6 protein-coding genes and 1 pseudogene are annotated in these 5017 nt (G+C 68.6%); 4 read left to right on the plus strand and 3 right to left on the minus strand.

The window, feature by feature from the left end; genetic code table 11:
* The 4 genes and pseudogenes from QZT59_RS12030 to QZT59_RS12045 all read left to right on the plus strand — a co-directional run.
* A pseudogene (locus QZT59_RS12030) lies at positions 1–909 on the plus strand (hypothetical protein); the annotation flags it as partial.
* Between the two features lie 27 nt (positions 910–936).
* Positions 937–1362, plus strand: a complete 426-nt coding sequence (locus QZT59_RS12035) for a hypothetical protein (protein ID WP_290816360.1) — start codon at positions 937–939, stop codon at positions 1360–1362.
* Positions 1363–1383: 21 nt separating this feature from the next.
* Positions 1384–2106 carry a hypothetical protein gene (locus QZT59_RS12040; protein WP_290816363.1) on the plus strand — a complete coding sequence of 241 codons (723 nt, stop codon included), beginning with the start codon at positions 1384–1386 and terminating at the stop codon, positions 2104–2106.
* A gap of 98 nt (positions 2107–2204) precedes the next feature.
* Positions 2205–3158, plus strand: a complete 954-nt coding sequence (locus tag QZT59_RS12045) for a hypothetical protein (protein WP_290816366.1) — start codon at positions 2205–2207, stop codon at positions 3156–3158.
* Positions 3159–3240: 82 nt separating this feature from the next.
* On the opposite strand, the gene QZT59_RS12050 is transcribed toward QZT59_RS12045, so the two are convergent.
* The 3 genes from QZT59_RS12050 to msrB form a co-directional block, all read right to left on the minus strand.
* The gene (locus QZT59_RS12050) at positions 3241–4065 is read right to left on the minus strand and encodes a YihY/virulence factor BrkB family protein (RefSeq protein ID WP_290816369.1); all 825 of its coding nucleotides are present in this window, start codon (positions 4063–4065) and stop codon (positions 3241–3243) included.
* Positions 4066–4141: 76 nt separating this feature from the next.
* Entirely contained in the window at positions 4142–4348 is a 207-nt protein-coding gene (locus QZT59_RS12055) for a DUF2196 domain-containing protein (protein ID WP_290816371.1), read from the minus strand.
* Positions 4349–4451: 103 nt separating this feature from the next.
* Positions 4452–4856, minus strand: coding sequence for a peptide-methionine (R)-S-oxide reductase MsrB (msrB, locus tag QZT59_RS12060; protein ID WP_290816374.1), 405 nt, complete (start codon positions 4854–4856; stop codon positions 4452–4454).
* Between the last annotated feature and the right edge of the window lie 161 nt (positions 4857–5017).

Raw genomic sequence — 5017 nt, forward strand, 5'->3', positions numbered from 1 at the left:
GAAGCCGAAGCTGAAGAAGAAGAATCCGAAGGAGAGGAAGCCGAGGGAGAGGAAGCTGAATCCGAAGAAGCCGAGCAAGAAGGAGTCGAAGCGGGCGACGAGGGCCTCGAAGCGGTCGAAATCGAGGAAGCCGACGAGGTGAAGATCCGGGAAGACGCGGGTCCCGACCCCGAGGGAACGGCGGAGATCCTCCACCTCAACCTCGAGGGGCTCCACCTCAACCTGCTCGGGCTCGAGCTCGACCTCGCCGAAGTTGACCTCGACCTGTCGGCCGTCCCGGGGGAGAAGCGACTCCTCGGCAACCTCCTGTCGCAGGTGTCGGGACTGCTCGACTTCGGTTCGGAAGGCGGCGTGCTCGGGAGTCTCAAGGGCCTTCTCGGCAAGCTCTCGCCCCGCAAGCTGCTCGGCAAACTTTCGCCCCGCAAGCTGCTCGGCAAACTCTCGCCTCGAAACCTGCTCGGCGGCCTCTGGAAGCGCCTGAAAGGCGCGATCCCGTTCGTCGGCGGCTCGGAGACCGAGGACGATGGAGAGGGCGCGGAGGCCGAAGGCGACGAAGAAGGCGAGGACGCGGAGGCCGAAGGCGACGAAGAGGAGGAGGACGCGGAGGCCGAGAGCGAGGAGGAAGCGGCCGACGATGAGAGCGAGGACGCCGGCATCCTGCGACGGACCGGCGCGAAGATCCGCGCGTACGCGATGAGCGCCCTGCTCAAGCTGCCGGTCGAGCGCGTCCTCGCGAGCGTCCTCAAGACCGTTCTGAAGCGGGTCGTCGACGAGGCGGACCGGCGGGCGGAGGAGATGGCCGAGTCGACCACCGAGAAGGCCGAGCAGGCCGCGACCACGGACGGCGGCCGGCCTCCCGAGGACGAATCCGACGACGGCGAATCGAGCGACGAAGCGGACGACGAATAACCGGACCCACGATCCACCCAGCAACCAATGAGCGAATCAACACTTGCCGACCGAGTCGACTACGAAGAGATCACCGACAACCTCGAGATCGAGGAGATGCTCGAGGGTACCCAGTGGGAGGACACCATCGACGAGGACCGGCCGCTCGGAGAATCCCTCGGCGGCGCGATCGGCGCGATGATCGGCCGTCGCGTCGGCGCGATGCTCGGACGTACCGTCGGCGAACTACTCGTCGACGAGCTGCTGACCCGCGACGATGACGAAGACGAGGAGGGCGAGGACGAGGAATCCGAAGCGGAAGCCGAGGACGATGAGGGAGCCGAGGGCGACGGCGAAACCGACGACGCCGAGGCCGAAGGAGCGGACGAGGAATCGAGCGACGAGAGCGAGGAGGCGGAGACGAGCGACGAGGACAGCGACGATGAGGACGATGGAGACGACGACGACGCGTGACCGTGATCGGTCGTGGTCGCGATGACTGACGACGAGAACCTGACGGAGGTCGTCGTCGAGGAGGCCCAAGACCAGATCGACGTCGAGGGGCTCGCCGGCGGCGACTCCCTCCAGGACCAGATCGACCCGACCGCGGTCGGCGAGGCCGCGGGCGCTCGCGTCGGCGAGAGCGCCGGCCGGCGACTCGGCCAGTCCATCGGTCGGCGAGTCCACGAGACGCTCCGCGAGATCGACCAGGAGACGCGGCCGCGCGAACTCCTCGCCGAACTAAAGGCGGCGATCCGCGACGGCATCTCGGAAGCGGTCGCCGAGTCGAAGGAGGGCGGATCGGCCCTCTCCTCGATCGCCGCCGTCTTCGAGAACCAGGCGATCCGAAAGCGGCTCGCGGAGACCGTCACCGGTGGCGAGGCCGAGACCGAGGACGAAGACGAAGCGGAAGACGCCGACGAATCGGCGGACGAAGACGAAACGGAGGCCGAGGGCGAAGCCGACGAATCGGCGGACGAAGCCGAGGAGGAAACCGAAACCGACCCAGAGGAGGCGGCCGAGGAGATCGAGTTCGACGATCTCGACGTCGACGACGTCGACGAGCTCCGGACGGACACGCTCGAGGAGTACCTCGAGGCGATCACCTACCGGGAGCTGCAGTCGATCGCCAAGGAGGTCGACGTGAAGGCGAACCTCAGCCGGGAGGAGATGACCGAAGAGATCGTCGACACCGTATCGGACGGATCGGCGGCCTGAGCCCGTGAGGGAACGATTCGAGCGTTCGGATCGTCCCGTCCGGTCGTTCCGATTCCGACCGCGGGCTCGAACCGGTGGCCGACGACGACACACGAACCATGAGTGACGAACTGTCCGACCGCGTGCACAGGCTGCTGACAGAGACCGCTTCGAGCCTCGAGAAACTACCGGACGATCCCGAGGAGGCGATCGACTCGGTCGAGCGCGACGGGCTGGGCAACCTCGCGGCGGAGGCGTCGGAGCTGTTGGAGACGACCGACCCCGAGGAGCTGCTCTCCGCGCTCGGACTGGCGGACGACGAGACGGGGCCGGGATCGATCCCGGCGGCCATCGCGACCGGCGATCCGGAGCGAGTGGCGAACCTCCGGGCGCTCCTGAAGCTGTCCGCGCTCGCGCCACCCGACGAGGACGAGGAGGAACGCGATCCGGAGGCCGTCGACCGCGCCGTCGGGGAACTCCGGGAGACCGTCGGCGAACGATACGACCCGGACGGAGACGAAGGGATCGAAGCCGACGAAGACGGAGACGAAGGGGTTGAAGCCGACGAAGACGGAGACGGAGAGCCGGAGGATGCCGATGCGGCCGAGGCCGAAACCGAAGCGTCCGATTCCGGGTCGAGCGGCGAGGGGATCGAGTCGGCGATGCGGTCAGCGCTGTCCGAGACGCGCGACGAACTCGACGGGATTCGCGACCGCCTCGGGTCGGACGACGATGACGGAGACGATGACGGCGGTCTCCTCGATCGCGACGACGAGGACGGGTTCCTCGGCGGCGGAGACGACGACGATGGTGACGACGGACTCCTCGATGGTGACGGCGACGACGGCGGACTGCTCGAAGGCGACGAGGATGACGACGAGGACGATGACGATGCCGACGAAGAAGACGACGACGGTCTGGTGGATACCGACGGACTGACGGACGGTGACGAGGGGATGGCAGACCAGGACGTCGGTTCGTCCGGCGGCCGGCCGTACCTGCGGACGATGCCGAGGCAGGATCGGGCGGACATGCGCGCCGTCAGGCGTCACTCCACGATGCCCGACCGATGAGTCCGGCGGTGACGGCGGTAACGGCGACGGGCGGTGGGCGCCCGACGGTACCGCGACCGACGTTGGCGGGCGTCGGCTCGGGTCACTCCGCGGGAATCCCCAGCGGGAGCCACTCTTCGTCGGCCTCCACGCGATCGGCCAGCACGGCGTTCAACACCGCGCCGATGACGAGGCAGGCGCCGCCCAGGTAGACCCACGTCAGCAGGATCAAGACGGCGCCGGCGAGGCCGAACAGGTCGACGCTCTCGGACGTGGCGACGTAGAGCTGGAACCCGAGTCCGAGGATCGTCCAGCCGACCGCCGCGAAGAGCGTTCCCGGGAGCACCTCGCGGACGGACACGTCCGCGTGGGGGAAGAAGTAGTACATCGGAAGGAATGCGACGACGAGCGCGGCGATCAGCAACGGCGGCGTCAGGAGGGACGCGCCGACGCCGTCGACGAAGAGGGCGAGGGCGACGCCGACGCCCGCGACCAGCGTCACGCCGACGACGACGGTGGCGACGATCAGCGCGAGGGTGCTCGTCGCGCCGACGAACGTCTGCCGTTTTCGGGTGCCGTAGACGCCGGTAAATGCGCTGTTTACCGCCTGGAAGAGACGAACGGCGCTCCAGGCGAAGATCGCGAGCGCGATGATCGACGCCCGCAGGCGGCTCCGTCCGCCGTCGCCCGTGAGTCGATCGAGTTCGTCGCGGGTCGCCCCCGCCTCGGCGCCGCCGGCGGTCTCGAGCGCCTCGATGACGGGCTCCAGCGCGTCGACGATCGTCACGCCGACGAGCAGCAGGATGATCAGCGGGACGAGGGTGTTGAACGCGTGGTAGGCCAGTCCGGCGGCCGTCACGCTGATTCGTCGCTCGCGGGCGACGGCAACCACCTCGAGGGCCAGTTCGATCGCGTCCGATCGGTTCACGGTCGTGGGCCCGGCCGGCGGGCCGGCTCCGCTGATCGGTGGCCGACGGTGGCGACCCGAAGCCGAGCGCGGATCGTCACGTTTCGGGGACGACCTCCACGACGTGACCGACGGCGCCGCTCTTCAGTTCGACCTCCGGTCCCTGCGGATCCTCGCCGATGACGCGGTCGACCTCGCCGACGATCGGTTCGCGGTCCTCGGATCGAGGATCCTGACCGCCCTGGACGACGCGCACCGTCATTCCCCGGCGCAGCTCCTCGGCCGCGGGCGGATCGCCCGACATACCCGCCACTGCGGCCGGTTCGTCGAAAAGGGTGGTGCCTGCGAGTCCGAGCCGGTTCCCCCCGCACCGACGCGGGCCAACGTCGCCGGGCCGCGGACGCGGCTCAGTCCTCGCCCTTGAAATCGAGGGCGGCTGAGTTGATGCAGAACCGCTGGCCCGTCGGCTCGGGGCCGTCCTCGAAGACGTGACCGAGGTGACCGCCGCAGTTCGCGCACAGCACCTCCGTCCGGCGCATGCCGTGACTGGTGTCGAGTCTGGTTTCGATCCGCTCGTCGGGGGCGTCGGAGAAGCTGGGCCAGCCACAACCCGAGTCGTACTTGGTGTCGGCGTCGAACAGCGTCGCCCCGCAGCCGGCGCAGGCGTAGCTGCCGTCGGCCTCGTGGTCGACGTACTCCCCGCTGAACGGCGCCTCGGTCCCGGCCTCCCGCAGGACCTCGTACTCCTCGTCCGAGAGGCGCTCGCGCCACTCGTCGTCGGTCTCCGGGAGTTCGCTGGTGTCCTGGCTCATGGAACGACCTAGACGGCTCCGGCGTAAGTGTCTGTCTCCGAACGCGGTGATCGGTGGTCTACGCCGAAGGCGACCAGCGACGCTCACCGGGACGATCGACGCCGAACGCGATCAGCGTCGCTCAACGCGACCAGCGACGCCGAAGGCGATCAGCGACGCTC

Origin of the sequence: Halovivax sp. (genome assembly GCA_007119345.1) — an archaeon.
Taxonomy (GTDB): domain Archaea; phylum Halobacteriota; class Halobacteria; order Halobacteriales; family Natrialbaceae; genus Halovivax.